The sequence below is a fragment of the Variovorax ginsengisoli genome (genome assembly GCF_030486595.1).
In the GTDB taxonomy this organism is placed as follows: Bacteria; Pseudomonadota; Gammaproteobacteria; order Burkholderiales; family Burkholderiaceae_C; genus Variovorax; species Variovorax ginsengisoli_B.
On the sequence record NZ_JAUJZH010000021.1, the window covers coordinates 35,549 to 54,874 of the forward strand.

Consider the following 19,326-nt stretch of genomic DNA (forward strand, 5'->3'; position numbering starts at 1 on the left):
ATTCAGATGAACCAAACGTCCATACTTCAATCTCCCGCATCTGACAGCCTCCAGATCGAACGACAAAAAGCGTTCGCACAGTACAAGGTTCAGCAATGGGTGCTGGTCGGGCTCGCAGTGGCGCTGATGATCGCACCGGCGCTGCTGTATCCGGTGTTTCTGATGAAGGTGCTGTGTTTCGCGTTGTTCGCGCTTTCGTTCAACTTGCTGCTGGGCTTCGGCGGGATGCTTTCTTTCGGGCATGCGGCGTACTTCGGCGGAGGCAGCTATGCCGTTGCCTATCTCGCCACCCAGTGGGGTGCACCGCCCGAACTTTCGTTGCTCGCCGCCGTTTCTATATCGACCGTGATGGGCGCCGCATTCGGCGCCATCGCTGTGCGGCGTGACGGCATCTACTTCGCCATGATCACGCTTGCCCTGGCGCAACTCGTGTATTTCATCGCAGTCCGCAATTCTGATCTCACCGGCGGCGAGAACGGCATCCAGGCCGTGCCCCGAGGGCGCTTGTTCGGGTTGTTGGACCTGAGCAACGACATGGTGTTGTATGCCGTCGTTGCAGTGCTTTTCATCGCTACCTTGGCGCTGGTCATCCGCATCGTCCATTCCCCCTTCGGGCAGACGTGCAGGGCGATTCGCGACAACGAGGCGCGCGCCATTTCCCTGGGCTATCGCGTGACGCGCTACAAGATCCTGCTGTTCACGCTGTCTGCGGCAGTGGCCGGGTTGGCCGGTGGGATGAAGGCGCTGGTCTTCCAACTCGCGACACTGGCCGACGTCCATTGGACCTTGTCGAGCGAGGTCATTCTGATGACGCTCCTGGGAGGCCTGGGGACGCTCTTCGGCCCGGTCGCTGGGGCGCTCATCGTGGTGACCTTGCAGAACTTCTTGGCTGGGCTGGGCGAATGGGTCACCGTCATCCAGGGCGTGATCTTCGCCATCTGCGTCATGGCGTTCCGGGCCGGCATCGTCGGCACCATCGCCAAGCGGTCGCGACAGGAGTTGTAGGTCGTCGTAAGCGGCTGCCAAGCAGAGCATCTGCTGCGCTCAGTCGTTATCTATTTCGGATGCCACACTGAATCAAGGAACACTTATGGCCGAACGATGGAAGATCAGACCAGAGGGCTCGAATTGGGGCGCCTTCGGCGCAGACGATCAGCGTGGTCGCCTGAACCTGCTGACACCGGCCGTTGTTCGGCGCGCCGTGCAGGAGGTGGTGGAAGGTCGCGTGTTTTGCCTTTCGCTACCCCTCGATCTTCCTGGCAAGAACGTCCTCAACCCACGGCGTTTTCCACCTCGCATTGAATACTCCATGCGGGGAGACGACCCGGTGATCAACTACCCGGTCGGGCTCGTCAATCCGGGGCAGGCGGATGTTGTCTGCGATGACAAGGTCACGCTCAGCACCCAGTACTCCACGCAGTGGGACAGCTTGGCCCATATCGGCTCGGTGTTCGACGCGCAGGACACCGGCAAACCGCAGGTCGTCTACTACAACGGTTTCCGGGCCAACGAGGATGTGCGCGGTCCGTTCGACTACCTTGATGGCCGCAAGCCGCAGGACGGCCCCTACGGGCTGCGCGCACTCGGGATCGAGAACATGGCGGCCGCCGGCGTTCAGGGCCGGGGGGTGATGCTCGATCTGTTCGCCCATTTCGGCGACACGTGGCGCGCCATCGGGTACGACGATGTGATGCGGGTGATTGAGGCCGACAAGCTTGAAATCCTGCACGGTGACATCCTCTGTGTGAGAACGGGCTTTGACCGCGTCCTGATCGGTTGTGCTGGCGATCCGCCACCGGGCGTGGCGTCAAGTGTTGGAGTCGGACTCGATGGAAGCGACGAACGCCTGCTGCGCTGGATCGACGATGCCGGCATCGCTGCCATCGCATGCGACAACGAAGGCGTGGAGATCCTTCCGTGCGTGACGCCGAGCAAGCACGGTTCGCACTTCCCCTTGCACGAGCACTGCTTGTTCAAGCTAGGCATTCATCTGGGCGAGATGTTCCACCTCAGCGATCTCGCCGACTGGCTGAGAGCGCACCAGCGAAGCGCATTCCTACTCACCGCGCCGCCCCTTCGGCTGCCCGGCGCCGCCGGCTCGCCCGTGACGCCTATCGCAACCGTTTAACCCGCATTTTCATCACAGGAGTCCACTCGTGAATACTCTCGAACAGTGTCAGCGCGCCGCGGCCGATCGCAGCCAGTTGACCCAGTCACTCGCTGCCGCGGACGTGGTGCCACTCATGGCATCTCTGGTCCACCTGACGGGAGATGAGACCTGGCTCGACAAGACAGCGCCTTACATCAAGGGTGGATGGAGCTTTCTTGTCACCATCCCAGAGGCAATGGCTGCGGCAATCCGCTCCGAACTGCAAGAAGTAATCCTCGACATCGCCGCCGGCGTGAGGACTCCTCACCGACCAAGCGAAGCACTCCTGATACGCATCATGAACACCGCAGTCGGGCAGGAAGTGCCGCCCGAGTACCGGCCGATCCTTTCCGAGGAGGCACAATTCGACGGCGTCGATCCGCGGCGTGTCGAGTGGCGCGATGCCGAGACGCCGTCTCGATCGAAGGAATACCATGTGCTCATCATCGGCGCCGGCCTGTCCGGCATCGCGATGGCGATCCGCCTCGCAGAAGCTGGTATTCCGTACACGATCATTGAGAAAAACAGCGAAGTTGGCGGCACCTGGTTCGAGAACATCTATCCGGGCATCGCAGTCGACACGCCAAACCATTTCTATTCCTATTCGTTTGCGCCCAATCCCAATTGGTCACGCTACTTCGCCACGGGCGGTGAGATTCAGAAATACATCCTGGAGTGTGTCGAGCGCTTCGGCATCCGTGACCGCATCCGATTTGGAGAAGAGGTCGTGGCAGCCGACTACAACGAGCCTGCCGCGCGCTGGAACATCGTCACCAAAGCCAAAGATGGCTCGAGCACAACGTTGAGCGCCAATGCGGTGGTATCCGCAGTAGGCGCGCTGAATCGCCCATCCATTCCGAAGATCCCCGGGCTCGACACCTTCGATGGTCCGGTCTTCCATACCGCCCGTTGGCGCGAGGACGTCTCGCTCGAAGGAAAGCGAGTGGCGCTGATCGGCACAGGCGCCAGTGGTATCCAGGTGGCACCGAAGATCGCTCCGACGGTCGCCAAGCTCAGCATCTTCCAGCGGTCGCCGCACTGGATCATCAAACATCCCCTTTACTTTTCCGAGCTGGGACCGGACGTGCACTGGGCCATGTCGAACATCCCCGGCTACATGAAATGGTTCCGCTTCATGCTCTTCTGGGCCGCATCGGATGGCTTCCACGCCACGCTGAAGATCGATCCGGATTGGACCAAGCCAGAGTTGTCGCTCAATCCCGCGAACCACAAGATGCGGGAAGACCTGATCGCCTACTATGAAAGCAAGATCGGCCATCGCCCTGACCTCATGAAGAAGGTGATCCCGTGCTATCCGCCGTTCGGCAAGCGCATGCTCCGCGATACAAACTGGTTCGAGATGCTGGAGCGCAGCAACGTCGATCTTGTCACTGACGACATCGATCATGTCGAGCCCGGTGCCATCGTCATGAAGGACGGTTCGCGTCACGACGTCGATGTCATCATCCTGGCCACTGGATTCGAGGCAGCCAAGATGATCGCCCCACTGCAGGTGATCGGCCGCGATGGCGCGACGCTTCGCGATCTGTGGGGCGAGGATGATCCACGGGCCTACCTCGGCATCACGGTCCCGAAGTTTCCCAACTTCTTCATGATCTATGGGCCCAACACGAATCTTGCGCACGGTGGCAGCGCGATCTTCCACTCCGAGTGCCAGGTGCGCTACATCATGCAGGCACTGCGCGAGATGCTGGAGCGTGGTGCCGCCTGGATGGAATGCCGCGAGTCCCCCTTCAACGACTACAACGCGAAGGTCGATGACAAGCTGCGCACTATGGTGTGGGCCCACCCGGGTGTGACGAACTGGTACAAGAACAAGAAGGGTCGGGTGATCATGAACTCGCCGTGGCGCCTTGCGGAGTACCGTGACCTGACCGCGACGATCGACCCCGAGGACTTCGCCTTCGAAACGCCCTCCAAACCGTGACCGAGATCGTTCGGCAAATCCTGCTGGCCGACGAGCTCAGGCGCAATGCGCTCGTTGCCGCGGACGTCGAAGCACTCGGCGCCCTGCTGTCTCCTGAACTTCGCTTCGTGCACACGACGGCGGCCGTCGATGACCGGGATTCCCTGATGCGCAAGGTCTCGACCGGCGCGTTGCGTTATCGGGAGATCGAACTCCTGCATGCCAGCGTCGACGTCTTCGACGGCTTCGCAGTGCAGTGGTCCGACCTCAAGATGTCGGTGCTATCGTCAGGCTTGGTCAAGACTATCCATTGCCGTGCCCTGGCGACTTGGACAATGGCCGACGGTGCATGGGCGCTACGTCACTACCAAGCCACGCTCATTGCCTCCTAACGGGACACATGGAGTCACTTTGCAATTTGCTCGGCGAGCGTCTTCAAGAGAAGCTGACCCAGTTCAGCCCTGCGGCTGGAAGACATCCGGGGCTTGATCGACGCGATGGAGATCGCCGCGAAAGGTGCGGCTGGGTCCGGAATGACAGCGCCTACGCCGGCCACTCCTTGGGTGACGGTATCGACCATCTCGGAGTAGCCCGTTCGCCTGGTGCGGGCAATCACCTTGCTCATCTGTGCCGGGGTCAGCCCAGCTGCGTCGAATGCCGCTGCGTGCTGCGTTCGGATGCGGGCGATTTCTTCGTCTGGAGCAGTCGCCAGGATCGCCATGCCCGCGACGCCCACACCGAGCGGTCGAATGTCGCCCACGCGGGTGCTGAAGATCTTCACCGGAAAAGCGCCTTCTTCACGCGCCAGGCAAACTGTGTAGTCGCCTTGGCGAGCAAGAAGGAACACCGTGTCTTCCGAAATGCGGGCCAACCGTTGCAGAACCGGCTGGAAGGTCGCCACCAGCGGCGCCCGCTTGAGCGACGCGAAACCGAGCCGCATGGCTTCAAGGCCGAGGCGATAGCGACGCGTGATGGTGTCTCGCTCTGCGAACTGTTCCTCGACCAAGCAGGTCAAGAGGCGGTGCGCAGTCGACCGCTCGAGGTGGGTGATCGCCACGACCTCGTTGACACCAAGTCCATCCTCATGATGCGCGCCAAGTGCCCGCAGCACCTGTAGCGACCGGCGCATGGCTTGTGCCCCCGGGGTTTCCATAGGTTTGCTCACAGTATGGGATCCTTTTCATGTTTTGCTCGCACTGTGAGCATAGCAGCGAGAAGATCGAACACCACTGAAATCCGGAACCATTCATGAGCGACCCCCTTCTTCTCATCGAACAGCTTGGCGCGGTGCGCCGAATCTGGCTCAATCGCCCGCAGGCGCGAAATGCGCAGAGCCAGCAGATGCTTGACGCGCTCGACGATGCCTTCGAGGCTGCGCGCAACGATAGCGCCACCCGAGTCGTGGTGCTCGCGGCCAAGGGTGCGCACTTCTCTGCGGGCCACGATCTCAAGCAGGCACAGGCCGAGCGTGCGGAATTCACGGTGGAAGAGCGCTGGGCCTACGAAGAGCAGCGCTACTTCAACTACTGCATGCACATCTGGGACTTTCCGAAGCCGACCATTGCCCAGGTGCAAGGCGCCTGCGTCGCGGCTGGGTTCATGCTCGCCAACATGTGCGACCTGGTGGTCGCTTCCGAAGACGCATTCTTCTCCGATCCTGTCACCCACACCATGGGAGCAGCCGCCACAGAAGTCCTGATTCACCCCTGGGTGATGGGCCTGCGGCAGGCCAAGGAGTTCCTGTTCACGGGCGAGCGGATCACGGCCGCCGACGCGAAGGCTATGGGCATGGTCAACCGGGTGTCGACGACCGAACGGCTGGATGAAGACGCGATCGAGCTCGCACAGCGGATCGCCGAGGCGCCGCCGTTTGCGCTTCGGGTGCTGAAGAAGTCGCTCAATCGATCGGTCGACGTACAGGGCATGCGGGAGGCCCTGTCTGCTCACTTCGACGTCCATCAGCTGAGCCATGTGAGTGAGGAGTACCGCCAGACCAAAGACGCAGGACTGGCCAACGCGATCCAGAAGGGAGCACGCCCATGAACGAAGCGCGCACGCACCGACTGGACCCTCTGCTGCGACCGCGATCGATAGCAATGGTGGGCGCCAGCAACCAGGCAGGCCGCATCGGCGGCATGCCGCTCGACCTGCTGCGCCACTTCGGCTATGCCGGCAGGGTTTTCCCGATCAATCCGAAGTACGAAGAGGTGTTTGGCTACACCTGCTATCCGGACATTGAATCGGTGCCGGAGACACCGGACCTGGTGGTGCTGGCGATCGGCGCCGAGGACGTGACGCCCATGCTGGAGCGCTGCCATGCCAAGGGCGTTCCCGCAGCCATTGTGTACGCCGCGGGCTTCGCTGAAGCGGGCGAGGCTGGTGCCGCGCTGCAGAAGCCGCTCGAGGCCTTCGTCACTCGCAGCGGCATGGTGGTGGCAGGCCCGAACTGCATGGGCTTCGCCAACCTGAATCTGCAGGCGCACACGGCCTTCGCTTCCGTGTTCCGCAGCGCACCGCCCCAAGAGCAGCCCGGGCGCGTGAGCATCCTGACGCAGAGCGGCAACGTCTGCTCGGCCGTCTTTGCCCTGGTCCGCAAGCTCGGGACACCGGTGAGCCAGTTCATCAACACTGGCAACGAGGCATCGCTGGAGTTCTCGGAGTATCTGGAATTCCTGGCGCAGGATCCGCAAACCGACTGCGTGATCGGATATGTGGAGCAACTTCGCCATGGTCAACGCTTCATCGATGCCGCGTTGTCGTTTGCCGAGCAGGGCAAACCGCTGGTGATCTACAAGGCCGGCGAGACCGAAAAGGGCTCGGAAGCGGTGCGCTCGCACACCTCGGCATTGGCAGGCGATCTCGCGCTTTACCAGGCAGGCTTCGAGCAACTCAACGTGATTCGCGGCACCGACTTTGCGCAGATGGCGGACCTGGCCTATTTGAGCGGATTTCGCCACCGCGAAGGCGGCCGTCGGGTGGCGATCGTCACCATGTCTGGTGCGCTCGGCGCTATCCTGGCCGACAAGCTGATTGGCGCCGGCCTCGACGTTCCGACACTGCCGCAGGACGTGCAGGAGGCACTGCGCAAAGGAATTCCAGACTACGGCATGGTGTCGAACCCTGTCGACGTGACCGGGAATCTGGTCAACACGCCGGAGTTCGTGCGGTCTATCTTCACCGCGCTGGCCGAATGCGACGCAGTCGACACCGTCATCGTTTACGCCCCGGGCTACCTGCTCGACCGCATGGCTGATACCCTGGTCGACATCTGCGCGCGTCACCCTCGTCTTTTCGTCGCGATCGACACCGGCGCCGCGCAGTGCCGTTCGCGCCTGGCCGACGCGGGCATCCCGGTTTTCGACGACCTGGGACGTGCGACCCAGGCGCTGGCGCCGTATTGCCTCTGGCTGGCACGGCGTGCCGCGGTGGCCCGCTGGGCCGAGTTGCGGAAGATGCCGCCCCGGCACGACCGTGCACCGCAGTTGCCCGCCAGGCTCAACGAGCACGACACGAAAGCGTTGCTCGCGCAATATGGCGTCGCGTCGCTTCCAGAGAAGGTCTGTGAAGACGCGCTGGCGGCAGTGCAGGCGGCCGAAGAGATCGGCTACCCAGTAGCCCTGAAGATCCTCAGCGCTGACATTGCACACAAGACCGAGGCTGGAGGCGTACGCTTGAACATCGCCGACCCGGCGTCGCTGCGCACGGCTTGCGCGGAAGTGCTCGAAGCGGCCCACCGATACGATCCCGCCGCCCGCATAGACGGCCTCCTCGTGCAGCCGATGGCCAGCGGCGGCGTGGCTGAACTCATCGCCGGCGTCACCCATGATCCCGTGTTTGGTCCGGCGCTCACCGTGGGCCTGGGCGGCGTGCTCACCGAGCTGTACCGCGACACGAGCCATCGCCTGCTGCCCGTCGACACCGAAATGGTGGGCGACATGCTGCGTTCGTTGAAAGCATGGCCCCTCCTCGATGGATTCCGAGGCCGCTCGACGGCCGATGTGGCAGCTGCCTGCGCCAGTATCGCGGCACTTTCCGCAGCTTCGGCCGCACTGGGCGAACAGGCGCAGGAGATCGAAATCAATCCGATCCAAGTGCGTGCACACGGCAAGGGTGCGGTGGCGCTCGACGCGCTCGTCGTGACTCGGCCACTTGCTTGAATTTTTCAGGACCAGACATGAAAACCTCTCTGATGAAGGCCATGTGCACCGCGGCGTCCGTCGCTGCGGCATTCTTGATTTCGCCGGTGGGTGCGTCGGCGCAGGCCTTTCCCGAAAAGCCCATTCGGATGGTGCTGCCGTTCCCTCCCGGCGGTGTAACCGACATCCTGGCCCGCGCACTCGCCGAGAAGCTCTCGCCGCGACTGGGCCAGCCGGTCATCGTCGACAACAAGCCAGGTGCCGGCACTGTGCTGGCCTCCGACTACGTCGCGCGTGCACCGGCAGATGGCTACACGCTCTTGCTGGCAGCATCCTCGCTCGGCACCGCGCCCCTGCTCTATGACAAGGTGGGCTACGACGCGATCAAGAGCTTCGCACCCATCACGCAGGTCGCGTCGGTGGTGCATGTTCTTGTGGTCAACCAGGAACTTCCGATCAAGTCGGTGGCGGAGCTCGTCACGTATGCGAAGCTGCACCCTGGCAAGCTGAACTACGCCTCGACGGGCACGGGCACCTCCACCCACCTCGAGGGCGAACTCTTCAAGAGCATGTCCAAGACCTACATGGTGCACATCCCCTACAAAGGTAGCGGCCCAGCGTTGACGGACGTGGTGGGTGGGCAGGTTGGCGTCATGATCGATGCACTCGGCTCATCGGGGCCTTTCATCAAATCCGGCAAGCTGCGTGCGTTGGCAGTGACCACGGCCAAGCGTTCGCAATCAGTCCCTGAACTCCCGACAGTGTCCGAATCCGGCCTGCCGGGCTATGAAGCGATGCCATGGCTGGGACTGGTCGCGCCCGCTGGGACTCCCCAACCGGTGATCGACCGCATCTATCGCGAAGTGGTCGAGGTGCTCAAAGAACCTGAACTGCGCGAGCGATTCAAGGGCTGGGGTCTCGACATCATCGGCAACACGCCCGCAGAGTTCACGAGCTTTTTGCGTCGCGACATCGACCAATGGTCTCGGGTGATCTCGAGCGCCAAGATCAAGGCCGACTGATGCGACAACTTGATGAAGCGGAGGCCTGCGCATGAGGCTCACCCTGACCGACGAGCAGACCCTGATCCAATCCAGCGCGTTGGACTGGCTTGCGGGCTGCTATGACTTCCGGCAGCGCGAAGCGAGCTTGCACCGCGATGGCGGCTCTCCTGAAACCTGGACCGCTTTCGCCGAGATGGGCTGGTTGGGTCTTCCGATTCCGGAGGAAGCCGGTGGCTTGGGCATGGGACCCCTCGAGACGGGCCTGCTGATGCAGGCATTCGGCCGGCACCTGGTGACCGAGCCGTGGCACGCCTGCGTGCTGCAGGCCGGAAGGTTGTTGGCTCTCGTGGGCACACCGGAGCAGCGCGCTGACCTGCTGCCCGGCCTAGTGGCTGGCGAGTCGAGGTTGGCGCTTGCGCACATGGAGCCGGGAGACCGGTTGCCGTGGACCTCTCGTCAGACCAAAGCCGCGAAGACCGCCTCTGGCTGGCGTCTTCAAGGCGAGAAGCGGCAGGTCGTCGGGGGGGCCGGCGCATCGCGATGGATAGTTTCCGCCGCGGCGGAAAATGGCACACGTCTCTTCCTGGTGGACCCGGCAGCCGAAGGCGTTCGGGTCGACGCCTACGATACAACCACAGGCGGACGTGCGGCGGATATCGTCTTCGATGGGGCCTCAGCCGAAGAATGCGAACCCGCTACTTCCAGCGCGGATACCGTCGCACTGCTGCACGAGGTCATCGCCGAAGGCATCTTGGCTCGCGCCTGGGAAGCAACGGGCACCATGCAAGCGGCGTTGGCCCAGACCGCCGCGTACACGCAACAGCGCCGCCAATTCGGTCAAAGCCTCTCCCAGTTCCAAGTGATTCAGCATCGGTTGGCGGAAATGGCCGTGCAATGCACCGAGGCGCAGGCGGCCTGTGAGTTGGCGGCCATGCGCGTCGCTCTCGACGGGTCTAGCGCGATCGCCATGGCCGACTTCGTCAAGACGAAGGTCGGACGAGCCGCACGCTTCGTCGGCCAGGAGGCCGTCCAGTTGCATGGCGCCATGGGCGTCTGCGAGGAGTTGCCGGTGGCCGCCATGTTCCGAGCGCTTCTCGCCTTCGGACAACAGGATGGCGATGCGCCCTCACACGCCACGTGGCTCGGTGACCTGTTGCTGAGTGACAAGGACTACGTCTACAGCCAGACGCTGCGCGAGGCGACAGCGCCTTCCAGGACCACAGCCACCGTATGAACCTCGAATTGCAACCCGCTGAACTCGCCTTTCGCGATGAAGTCCGCGCATTCCTCGCCGACAACCTGACCGAGGCCTTGCGCCAGGGTCAGTCCAGCACGACCTCGATGTATCCAGAGCCTGAGTTCTCCACGCCTTGGCAGCAAAAGCTGCAGGCGCGCGGATGGCTCGTCCCCCTGTGGCCGAAGGAGTGGGGCGGCACCGGTTGGTCCTCCCTCCAGCGATTCATCTTCGAGACCGAATGTGCACTCGCCGGCGCACCTTTGGTGCATCCGATGGGGGTGCGACTGGTCGGCCCCGTCATCATTCGCTACGGAACGGGCGAGCAGAAGCGGCGTTACCTGCCTCGGATCCTGTCGAGCGAGGACTATTGGTGCCAGGGATTCTCCGAAGCCAACGCGGGCTCGGACCTCGCGTCCCTGTCGCTGCGCGCCCGATCTGACGGAAGCGACTACGTGCTGAACGGCACCAAGATCTGGACCAGCTTTGCGCACCACGCCAATCGCATGTTCGCCCTGGTCCGAACGAGCAATGAAGGCAAAAAGCAGCAGGGCATCAGCTTCCTGCTGGTCGACATGACGTTGCCCGGGATCAAGGTGCACCCGATCCAAACGATTGGCGGCGACCACGAGGTCAATGAAGTGCATTTTGAGGATGTACGCGTCCCGCAAGCAGATCGCGTGGGAGAGGAGAACGCAGGTTGGGAGTGTGCCAAGTACCTGCTCGAGTTCGAGCGCGGCGCCGGCATCTTCAGTCCACGCCTACGCTCGCAGCTCAAGCGGATCGGTGAAGTGCTGCACTCGGCGGCCCGGCCGAACGATGAACTGCTGCGCCGCTTCGCCGAGGTGGCCACGGACGTCGACACCTTCGAATGGCTCGAGTTGCGTACGATGGGAAACCTCGCGCCGGGAACGAATCCAGGGCCGGCGTCCTCCATCCTCAAGCTACGTGCGAGCCGAATCAAGCAACTCATCGGGGAATTAGGGGTAGAAGCATTGGGCGGCGACAGCCTGCGCTGGCGCAGCGATCCAGCAGACGGCCGCAACACGGCAGGGACGCTGGTTCCTGAATACTGCAACAGTCGCGCGTACACCATCTTCGGTGGTGCGGCTGAAGTGCAGCTCGGCCTCATTGCAAAGAACTTCGTTTAGCCAAACCAAGGCGCCTTACGGCTTCTTCAGGAGACATCGTTCCGGTAAGGCGGGGATGCTTAAGGGCATCCTCGAATCTCACCACGATGAGATGCTCTCCGAAGACTTCGAGTCAGTCTGAGCCGATCGTTGGCATCGGCACGAACGAAGGAGATGGTTCGATGAATCCAGTCGATCAGTGCAAGAACGCAGAAGCGCGCGGCGGACAGGTTGCACGCCCGAACCCTGCGTCGCAGCCTCTGGCTCGACCCCGTCACTGAACCATCGAACGCCACACTGCGAGCGATGCCGCGTTCCATGACAACCGTCGCATTTGCACATCCAGTCTATGTCCGGACCATTGTTGACTGCCTCAATGGCCGGGGCGTGGACTCGGTGACGCTGCTCACCGACGCTGGCTTGTCGTGGCAGGACCTCTCGAACGACCTTGGAATGATTGACCTCCTTGCCTTCCGCCAGTTCGCCTACAGGGCGATTCAGCGGAGCGGAGAATCCTCCTTGGGGTACCTGGCGGGTTCGATGCTGCAGCCGTACCACACACCCGTCGGCATCGCCGCGGTGTCGGGAGGAAGCGTGCGTGAGGGTCTAGACTTTCTGAGCGCGCACGCCGATCTGCTGTTTCCAACTTTTGATTTTCAGGTCCAACACGGGCCCACCTCAAGCACATTGAGAATTCGACCGCTCGGGCCGATGTGCGACGCACATGTCTTCGCGTTGCACTCCATCCTCGGCTGGTCCCTCCATTTGCTGAAAGCAATGATCGGGAACTCTCCGGACGAAGTCGTTGTCGGCCTGCCCTATCCTCAACCGTCGGGACACGACGTTTCGTCGTCGCTGTTCGCCAAAAAACTGGTCTTCGACCAGGCTTGCCTGATGCTTCAGTTGCCCGTGGGGATGATCGATCGTCGGTGTCTCTTTGCCGATCAAGAGGCCTTCAAAAACGCCGCGCAAGATTGCCTGAGACAAAGGTCGGAATTCGGCTTCGGAGCGTTCGCGGAAAGAGTTCGTCGCTCGCTTCTCAAGCAACTCGCGCACAACCCCGTAGCCGCGGTGGTCGCGTCGGACCTGGGCGTCTCGCCGCGAAGGCTAGCTCGCCGGCTCGCGCAGTCTGGGGCCAGCTTCTCTGGTATCAAGGACGAAGTACGCAAGAGCCAAGCGGCCTGGTACCTCCAACATACCGATCTTTCGATCGAAACCATCGCGTCGCATCTTGGATACGCCGATCCCACGAATTTTGGCCGCAAGTTCAAGTGCTGGTACCTTGTTGCTCCAAGTCGAATGCGTCAAGAGTTCAAAGGCGTCCAACACCCGTGAGAGTCTGGGCAAGGTCGATGATCGAACGCGTCATCTTCCGTTGCGATGATGTCGTTGATGAGAGACAGAAATCTCGACGCAGCGTTCGTTGAGCGCGATGCCGGAGCGGGTCAGATGAATTTTCCGAGCGGGACGGTGCAACAGTGACACCCTCAACGCCGACTCAAGTCGCGAGACGCTCCTGCTCACACTGGACCTATGCACGTTCAGTGCGGCCGCTGCCAGGGAGAAGTTGGTTAGAGAAGCCACATGGGCAAACACTCTGAGATCGTTGAGGCCGATCAATCTTTCCGCTGTCAATTGCGATTGGATGCTCTCGTCCATTGGCAGCCTCTTCTCTCTATCCTGGCACCCAAAACTGACCGCTTGCGAACTCCTAGCGCGGCAATAAAGGTCAAGCAGAACCTCGCGAACCAGAGCAGGGACGACAAGGGCAACCGTCCATCGTCGATTGCCCTTTGTCATCGTTTCCAGGAACCCTGGCGTGTTCTGATCAGAATATGTGACGGAAGCCGAGGTCGTATCCCATCGACTTGTTCGGTACAGCGTTGCCTACTCCACCCGGAGCAGTCGCGGTGTAGAACCCAGGCGCGCCCCCGACAGCAAGGGCGGCGCCATTCTTGTTGTCGAGGTAAGAGGCGCTGGCGTACAGCGCAGACCGTTTGGAGAGGTTGTAGACGTATCCGATGGCGAACTGGTCAGCCTCGGGCTGGGAGGCAAAAACACCAACTGGCAAATTGTTATATCTGACCTCAGACCACGAAGCGCGGATCAACGATGCGCCGACCGGGATGCTGAATCCAAGGAGGGCGCCGTTCGCCCCAGGTTTAGTGGTTCCGACAGGATTGAAGGTGTTGGTGGCGAAGTTGACATCCTGCTTGTTGTTCGAATACTCGCCAAATAGCTTCACCATGCCGAAGTCGTACGATGCGCCGATGCTCCAGATGTCGAGGTTGGTCGTCGTGCCAACGAAGAAGTTCGATGCGATTGTGCTTCTCGCAAATGCAACCGCGGTGTCGAGCGGGCCTGACATGTAGCCAAGCCGACCCCCGATATAGCGGCCAGCGCGCGCGTTGTCGGCCGTTGCAAGCGCTGGGTTTGCCACCACCGCCGCGACGCCAGGTGGCGTCAGGCCGCCCGGGTCGTAGTTGGTCTTCTCGTTGAGGGCATATAGAAACTGGCCATAGATGCCTCCCAGATTGGGCGGCAGGAGGTAGCCGATTGAGTTGGAAGCGCGAATATAGTTTGGATTCGATTGAAAGCCGCTGCCCGGCACGCCAAGCGCGGCGCCGCCGCTGGCTGTGTAGATCAGGCTGCCTCCCACGCCAAGATTGCCAAAGGGATCAAACACGGCGTCGTTCCAATAGGTCGGCGTGTAGTCGCGGCCGAGACGAATCTCACCGAGGCCACTCGACAGACTCACCGTGGATCTCCGATTGAAAGCAATGCCGCCTCCGGTTGCAGCGCCACTCCCAGTATCTGGCGACATGCCCGCCTCGAGCCAGAAGCTTGCTGCGAACCCCCCGCCCAGGTCTTCGGTTCCGCGAAAGCCAAGCCGGCTGGTCGTGTAGCCGCTGCTCGAAAGAGCGGTTTTGGAAACGTCGACGGCCAAGCCTGAAGGCGTGACGGACTGGTTTTTGTAGCCGCTTACGGCCATGTCAATGACCCCGAAGAGGGTTACGGATGACTGCGCAGAGGCAGCGCCCACGACCATCAAAGTTGCTAAGCCAACCAAGGATCTTCTCATGTGAGTCTCACTAGGGTTAGACATGAACCACGGTGTCGGCGGCACCCCATCGCGCCTCCGACCGGTCCGATGTCAACCTCCAAATCCGGAGGGTGAGACATTCCACCAAGCCTTCAAATGAGGGATCGGCCCATCATGCAAAGTTGACCAACAATCATGCAAAGCGAGCGACCTAAACGTCCATGTTGCATGCATGAGACAAGCGCGCATCGAACTCTGTTGAAGGCCGCCGCCGCATGTGCGAGCACTGCATGCTTGCTTGCGCATGGCGCCGCCCCTCGATGAGGAATCGTTCGAAATTGCGTCGGCTCCGGGTGCCGTCAATCGCCCACTGGCAGATCTGCGGGGAAGGCCGGCCGGTTGTAGCAGGCAGGCACGCGGCCGATTGGCTTGTGGCCGTCAATGTCAGTTCGCTGTACATGGCCGAAGGGTGAGGTAAGGCTCGCCACCGGTCAGTCGCACACGCGCGTTCGGCATGTCCGCTGCGCCACTGTGTCATCTTCCTGCACATAGGAGCCAGTTCGTATCCGGCGTAGTGGAGCCACTGCGTTTGCGGCATATTGGAGCCACTTGAGTTGAAGGACACCTCGATCTGAATGGGTTGTTGCGTGCTGAAGTGGGCGACTTGATGAAGCCCCCACGGAGGCAGCGATGAGCCGAAGGAGAATCGAGATGTTCCAGTACCGAATCGCCCTTGCGCAGATGCGCCGGGGCGCCTCCGAGCGAGAGATCGCGCGAAGTCATTGCATGGGCCGGCATAAGGTGGCGGACCTGCGCGCGTTGGCCGAGCAGCACGGGTGGCTCGACGCGCAAACTCGTTTCCCCGAGGACGCCGAGATCGCCGCCGCTCTTGGCGCGCCCAAGCTGGCCGCCTCCACCGTCTCGACCCTGGAGGCGCATCGCGAACGCATCGCCGGCTGGCTCGATCAGGGCGTGCAGGGCACCACGATCCTGGAGGCGCTGCAGCGCAATCACGGCTACCGGGGCAGCTACTCGTCGGTGTATCGCATGATCGTTTCGATCCGCGGCGATCGATTGCCCGATGCGACCGTGCCGTTGAGCTTCGCCCCGGGCGAGGCGGCGCAGGTCGACTTCGGCGCCGGCCCCGTGCTCATGCATCCGGCGGGCACTCTGCGGCGTACCTGGGCGTTCGTGATGACGCTGTGCTTCAGTCGCCACCAGTACGTCGTGTTCGTGTGGGATCAGACCGTGGCGACCTGGCTGGGCTGCCACCGGCGCGCCTTCGAATGGTTCAACGCCGTTCCGAGGCGCCTGATCATCGACAACGCCAAGTGCGCGATCGTGAAGGCGTGCATCTACGACCCCGTCGTGCAGCGCGCGTATGCCGAGTGTGCCGAGGGGTACAGCTTCAAGATCGACCCGTGTGCCCCGAGGGACCCGAAGAAGAAGGGGGTCGTCGAAGCCGGGGTCAAATACGTCAAAGGCAGCTTCGTGCCGCTGCGCGAGTTCCGCGACCTGGCCGACCTCAATGCATAGGCGCGCACCTGGGTCATGCAGCAAGCCGGCGTGCGCGTGCACGGCACGACCCGCCGGGCGCCACTGGCGCTGTTCGAACTGGAGCGCACGCAGCTGCAGACACTGCCCGCGGTCGCGCCGGATCTGGGCACCTGGCACAAGGTGTCGGTGCACCGCGACTGCCATGTCGCGCATGACCGGGTGCTGTACTCCGTGCCGTTCACGCTGGTGGGCAAGACGCTGTGGATGCGCGCCACCGACTCCACTGTGTTCCTGTACAAGGACCACCAGTTGGTGGCCAGCCACCCGCGAGGCCAGCGCCCGGGCCAAAGCGTGAGCGTGCGCGACCACCTGCCACCGGCGGCGCGCCAGTTCTTCGCCCATGACCGTGCGTGGTGCCTGCAGCAGGCACGTGAAGTCGGCGCTGCGTGTGCCGAGCTCGTCGAGCGGTTGCTGGCCGACCGCATCCTGGAGCGCGTGCGCGCGGCCCAGGGCGTACTGCGGCTACGCGACAGGTTCGGCGCCGCGCGCCTGGAGGCCGCATGTGCCCGAGCGCTGCTTCACGCGAGCCCGTATTACCGCACTGTCAAGACGATCCTCACCGGGGGCTTCGACCAACAACCGATGGATGCCGCCGACGTCGCTCACATCCATGCCCCGGGCGCGCGCTTCGCGCGCAGCGCGCAACTGCTGTTCAACCCCGACGCCCCGCGTCACTGACCCGAGGAGTGCTCATCATGAATCCCATGCCGGCCCTCAGCCCGCACCTGAAGCAACTGCGCCTGTCGGGCATCCTCGACTCGCTGGAGGCGCGCAACCGCCAGGCCATCGATTCGAAGCTCGCCTACACCGAGTTCCTCGCGCGGCTCATCGAGGACGAGGTCGCGCGCCGCGAACAAAAGCAGTTCACCTGCCGGCTGCGACGCGCGGCGTTCCGCAGCAACAAGACACTGGACCAGTTCGACTTCGACCGCCTGCCGCAACTCAACCGCGCGTTGGTGCACGAGCTGGCCACCGGGCGCTATCTCGACGAGCGCGCGCCGGTGCTGATCGTTGGGCCGTGTGGCACCGGCAAAAGCCATCTGGCGCAGGCACTGGGCCACTGCGCGGTGCGCCAAGGCGTGGATGTCACCTTCGGCAGCAGCGCGCGAGCGGCTGCTCGAGATGGTGGCGGAGCAGGGCCGCGAGGGATTGGCGACGCCCGAGCTTGTCGCGCCCGCGGTGCAGCCTTCGCAGGCAGCGCTGTTCGATGAGGATGCGCTGGTGGATCTGGGCGGTGTCAGCATGTTCTACGACGATGGGATCGAAGAGGAGGAAGAGGACGAGGAAGAGCGCGCGCCGGCGCCGATGGGCTGATCACCAGCCCGATCGCTGCTACTTGGGTTGGAGGGCCAAACTGCTGAAATCAGTTGCGCATCTGTAGCCCAACGATCGGACGGCGCTGCAGCGTCAGGACTTCTTACCGGGTCGGCGTTGCAGTTCGAGGTATTTTGCCCACAAGCGTGAGGTCTCCGCTTCGATTTCCGCTTCCTTTTCTTCCTCGAAGGCCGCAGGGGCCCGTGCATTCGCCCGCGTGCTCTCATCGTCCGAATCGAGAGGATTGGGCCACGGTGGAAACGGCCAGTAGGGATCGCGCGGCGGTGGTGGGACGTCTGCCATGACAGCGACCATCCTAGCGAGAGTGCTGTGCACTTATCGAGGATCTGCCCTTACGAATCACGCGCGGATCCTGTACCTTGATCTGAGACGCATCAGATCAAGCAGATATGACCGCCACCAACAAGTACAGAACCCGCAAGCTCTTCCAGATCCGCATCCACCGCCCCGGTCACACTTTCGGGGTGCAGGTAGGTCATAAGTGCCGTCTTCTGCCTCGCGCGTCGGCTGCCCGCGTCGCCCGCCGTTTTCGGGAGGCAGGGCATACCGTGACGATTGATTCCCATCCTAGTCAAGCTCACGCCGGCACAGGTCTCCTGGCTCGCCACCCGTTACCCGCTGTCGATTTAGGTGCGGCCATGCCAGTGGAATCCACGCAGCAGCGCCTGCACCAATGGTTCACCCCCGCCTGGGCGGCCGAGGGCATCGTCGAGGAGGCCTTCGGATGGCTCCAGCCCGGCGATCGCGTAGCTGAGCCGCCGTGCGGCGACGGCGCTTTCCTATGCGCGTTGCCCGGCTCGCTGGATGTCGTCGGGGTTGAGATCGATCCAGTCCAGGCCGAGCGCGCGCGCCGCGCGTCCGGGCGCCATGTGATCGTGGGGGACTTCCTCGAGGTTCCGGCGGAGGACCTGGGCCGCGTGCAGGCTGTCATCGGCAACCCGCCTTTCCAGTCGGACACGGTGGCCGCGTTCCTGCGCAAGTCGCACGAGATCCTGGAGGAGGGCGGCCAGGCCGGATTCATCCTGCCGGCGTACATTCTGCAGACGAGCAGCAGCGTGGAGCGGATCCACTCGCTCTTCAGCATCCATCAGGCCATGATCCCGCGCAACCTCTTCCCGGGCCTGTCCCTGCCCTTGTGCTTTGCCACCTTCACGAAGGAGCGCCAGCGCCGGCTGCACGGATTCATGCTGTACCGGGAAGCCCAGGAGATCGCAGCGATCGACAGGCGCTGGAAAGAGGCGGTGGCCACCGGCCGCGACAGCCGCGGCGTCTGGTTCCCAGTCGTGCGCGAGATCCTTCGGGCGCTTGGCGGCTCAGCCGACCTCGAGCAGATCTACGGCTCGATCCAAACAATGCGCCCGACCGCGAATCCCCACTGGCGCGCAAAGGTGCGCCAGGTCCTCCAGCGTCATGCAAGCGCCTTTGAGCGCACGGCGCCGGGTCAGTATCAACTACGAGAAGCTGTCGCCGCCTGAGCGACGAGAACCACCATCAGGCCAATCATGAGCACTCCAACCAAAACCCAGATCAAGACCCAACAGCGCCTGCAGGCCCAGGTCGACGCCTTCAACGCGCAGCTGCCCATTGGCGGCACGGTCGACTTCTTCGAGTACGAGGGCGCGCCCCTCAAGCGGTACAAGACCCGCACCGAAGCTCAGATCCTCAGTGGGCACACGGCCGTGGTCTGGCTCGAGGGTAAGGCGGGCTGTGTCTGCGTGGGCCACTGCATCCCGGTCAATGACGAGGTCGAGGCAGGCGCTGGAGCGGTGCAATGAGGCTGTTTGCCGGGTCATCGACCCCCTCGCGGCAGT

17 protein-coding genes and 2 pseudogenes are annotated in these 19,326 nt (G+C 62.7%); 15 read left to right on the plus strand and 4 right to left on the minus strand.

Annotated features, from left to right (window positions below; all coding sequences use genetic code 11):
- The first annotated feature begins 6 nt into the window (after positions 1 to 6).
- The 4 genes from QZH52_RS25290 to QZH52_RS25305 all read left to right on the plus strand — a co-directional run bounded on the left by QZH52_RS25290 (position 7) and on the right by QZH52_RS25305 (position 4,468).
- On the plus strand, positions 7 to 1,005 hold the full coding sequence (locus tag QZH52_RS25290) for a branched-chain amino acid ABC transporter permease (protein ID WP_301813369.1): 999 nt from the start codon (positions 7 to 9) through the stop codon (positions 1,003 to 1,005).
- An 85-nt stretch (positions 1,006 to 1,090) separates the two neighbouring features.
- Positions 1,091 to 2,128, plus strand: coding sequence for a cyclase family protein (locus QZH52_RS25295; protein ID WP_301813370.1), 1,038 nt, complete (start codon positions 1,091 to 1,093; stop codon positions 2,126 to 2,128).
- Between the two features lie 28 nt (positions 2,129 to 2,156).
- Positions 2,157 to 4,097, plus strand: a complete 1,941-nt coding sequence (locus QZH52_RS25300) for a flavin-containing monooxygenase (RefSeq protein ID WP_301813371.1) — start codon at positions 2,157 to 2,159, stop codon at positions 4,095 to 4,097.
- Positions 4,094 to 4,468: a nuclear transport factor 2 family protein gene (locus QZH52_RS25305; protein ID WP_301813372.1), complete on the plus strand. Its 375-nt coding sequence runs from the start codon at positions 4,094 to 4,096 to the stop codon at positions 4,466 to 4,468. The genes QZH52_RS25300 and QZH52_RS25305 overlap by 4 nt, the downstream gene beginning before the upstream one ends.
- A gap of 14 nt (positions 4,469 to 4,482) precedes the next feature.
- Here QZH52_RS25305 and QZH52_RS25310 read toward each other — a convergent pair whose 3' ends face one another.
- The gene (locus tag QZH52_RS25310; protein ID WP_301813374.1) at positions 4,483 to 5,241 is read right to left on the minus strand and encodes an IclR family transcriptional regulator; all 759 of its coding nucleotides are present in this window, start codon (positions 5,239 to 5,241) and stop codon (positions 4,483 to 4,485) included.
- 83 nt (positions 5,242 to 5,324) lie between these two features.
- Here QZH52_RS25310 and QZH52_RS25315 point away from each other — a divergent pair, with 83 nt between their 5' ends.
- From QZH52_RS25315 to QZH52_RS25340, 6 genes are all read left to right on the plus strand, one after another.
- Positions 5,325 to 6,119 (plus strand): enoyl-CoA hydratase, encoded by a 795-nt coding sequence (locus QZH52_RS25315; RefSeq protein WP_301813376.1) that lies wholly within the window; start codon positions 5,325 to 5,327, stop codon positions 6,117 to 6,119.
- The gene (locus QZH52_RS25320) at positions 6,116 to 8,233 is read left to right on the plus strand and encodes an acetate--CoA ligase family protein (protein ID WP_301813377.1); all 2,118 of its coding nucleotides are present in this window, start codon (positions 6,116 to 6,118) and stop codon (positions 8,231 to 8,233) included. The genes QZH52_RS25315 and QZH52_RS25320 overlap by 4 nt, the downstream gene beginning before the upstream one ends.
- Positions 8,234 to 8,265: 32 nt before the next feature.
- The gene (locus QZH52_RS25325) at positions 8,266 to 9,234 is read left to right on the plus strand and encodes a Bug family tripartite tricarboxylate transporter substrate binding protein (protein ID WP_436411631.1); all 969 of its coding nucleotides are present in this window, start codon (positions 8,266 to 8,268) and stop codon (positions 9,232 to 9,234) included.
- 31 nt (positions 9,235 to 9,265) lie between these two features.
- Positions 9,266 to 10,450, plus strand: a complete 1,185-nt coding sequence (locus tag QZH52_RS25330) for an acyl-CoA dehydrogenase family protein (RefSeq protein WP_301813378.1) — start codon at positions 9,266 to 9,268, stop codon at positions 10,448 to 10,450.
- Positions 10,447 to 11,601 carry an acyl-CoA dehydrogenase family protein gene (locus QZH52_RS25335; protein WP_301813379.1) on the plus strand — a complete coding sequence of 385 codons (1,155 nt, stop codon included), beginning with the start codon at positions 10,447 to 10,449 and terminating at the stop codon, positions 11,599 to 11,601. Before QZH52_RS25330 ends, QZH52_RS25335 begins: the two co-directional genes overlap by 4 nt.
- 297 nt (positions 11,602 to 11,898) lie before the next feature.
- Positions 11,899 to 12,915 carry a helix-turn-helix domain-containing protein gene (locus QZH52_RS25340; RefSeq protein ID WP_301813381.1) on the plus strand — a complete coding sequence of 339 codons (1,017 nt, stop codon included), beginning with the start codon at positions 11,899 to 11,901 and terminating at the stop codon, positions 12,913 to 12,915.
- A gap of 30 nt (positions 12,916 to 12,945) precedes the next feature.
- On the opposite strand, the gene QZH52_RS25345 is transcribed toward QZH52_RS25340, so the two are convergent.
- Positions 12,946 to 13,239: a LysR family transcriptional regulator gene (locus QZH52_RS25345; RefSeq protein ID WP_301813382.1), complete on the minus strand. Its 294-nt coding sequence runs from the start codon at positions 13,237 to 13,239 to the stop codon at positions 12,946 to 12,948.
- Positions 13,240 to 13,408: 169 nt separating this feature from the next.
- Positions 13,409 to 14,662: a porin gene (locus QZH52_RS25350; protein WP_301813383.1), complete on the minus strand. Its 1,254-nt coding sequence runs from the start codon at positions 14,660 to 14,662 to the stop codon at positions 13,409 to 13,411.
- Between the two features lie 672 nt (positions 14,663 to 15,334).
- On the opposite strand from QZH52_RS25350, the pseudogene istA reads away from it, so the two are divergent.
- The 3 genes and pseudogenes from istA to QZH52_RS25370 all read left to right on the plus strand — a co-directional run bounded on the left by istA (position 15,335) and on the right by QZH52_RS25370 (position 17,494).
- Positions 15,335 to 16,858, plus strand: a pseudogene (gene istA / locus QZH52_RS38885) (IS21 family transposase).
- Positions 16,859 to 16,875: 17 nt separating this feature from the next.
- Positions 16,876 to 17,286 (plus strand): annotated as a pseudogene (locus tag QZH52_RS25365) (ATP-binding protein); the annotation flags it as partial.
- A gap of 73 nt (positions 17,287 to 17,359) precedes the next feature.
- Positions 17,360 to 17,494: a hypothetical protein gene (locus tag QZH52_RS25370; RefSeq protein ID WP_301813386.1), complete on the plus strand. Its 135-nt coding sequence runs from the start codon at positions 17,360 to 17,362 to the stop codon at positions 17,492 to 17,494.
- 93 nt (positions 17,495 to 17,587) lie between these two features.
- Here the strand turns inward: QZH52_RS25370 and QZH52_RS25375 are convergent, their stop codons facing one another.
- Positions 17,588 to 17,797 carry a hypothetical protein gene (locus QZH52_RS25375; protein WP_301813388.1) on the minus strand — a complete coding sequence of 70 codons (210 nt, stop codon included), beginning with the start codon at positions 17,795 to 17,797 and terminating at the stop codon, positions 17,588 to 17,590.
- Between the two features lie 356 nt (positions 17,798 to 18,153).
- Here QZH52_RS25375 and QZH52_RS25380 point away from each other — a divergent pair, with 356 nt between their 5' ends.
- Complete coding sequence (locus QZH52_RS25380; RefSeq protein ID WP_301813391.1) at positions 18,154 to 18,990, plus strand: methyltransferase domain-containing protein; 837 nt, start codon at positions 18,154 to 18,156, stop codon at positions 18,988 to 18,990.
- A 27-nt stretch (positions 18,991 to 19,017) separates the two neighbouring features.
- Positions 19,018 to 19,290: a hypothetical protein gene (locus tag QZH52_RS25385; RefSeq protein WP_301813392.1), complete on the plus strand. Its 273-nt coding sequence runs from the start codon at positions 19,018 to 19,020 to the stop codon at positions 19,288 to 19,290.
- Positions 19,291 to 19,326: the final 36 nt, after the last annotated feature.